We start from the raw sequence: 734 nt of genomic DNA on the forward strand, positions 1-734 counted from the left end.
GTCTGGCGGGCCCGGGCCGGCGACGCGGTGGAGGGGGCCTACGCGCCGATCGGCCGGGCGGTGGGGGATCGCCGGGCCTACATCCTCGACGCGGCGTTGCAGCCGGTGCCGGTGGGCGTCACCGGGGAACTGCATCTCGGCGGTGACGCTCTGGCGCGGGGCTATCTCGGCCAGGCCGGGCAGACGGCGGACCGGTTCATCCCCGACCCGTTCCCGGAGCTGTCGGGTCGGGAAGGCGGCCGACTCTACCGCACCGGGGATCTGGCGCGCTGGCGGTCGGACGGGACGGTGGAGTATCTCGGCCGGGCCGATGCGCAGGTGAAGCTGCGCGGGTTCCGGATCGAACTCGGCGAGGTCGAGGCGGCGCTGCTGGCGCAGGAGATCGTGGCCGGCGCGGCGGCGGGTCTGCGCCAGGGCCCGGCGGGTCCGATGCTGGTGGCCTACATTGTCACTGCGGCCGGGGCGGAGTTCGACCCTACGGCACTCCGGGCAGAGCTCGCCCGACGCTTGCCGGACTACATGGTCCCGAGCCGGATCGTGGCGCTGGATCGTCTTCCGCTGACGCCCAACGGCAAGCTCGACCGCGCGGCGCTGCCGGAGCCCGAGCCGCTGGCGGAGGGGCTAAGCGGCCCCTCGCGTCCGCTCACCGCCACCGAGACCGTGGTGGCTGACATCTGGGCCAAGGCGCTCGGCCTCCCCGCCATCCCCCCCGACCGGAACTTCTTCGAGGCGGG

Annotated in this window: 1 protein-coding gene; it reads left to right on the forward strand. The window is 74.4% G+C overall.

The features are described 5' to 3' along the window. A partial coding sequence (locus AC0IXR_RS24980; protein WP_471762586.1) for an AMP-binding enzyme occupies positions 1-734 on the forward strand: 734 nt, incomplete at both ends.

It is taken from the genome of Methylobacterium sp. AC832, assembly GCF_979256025.1.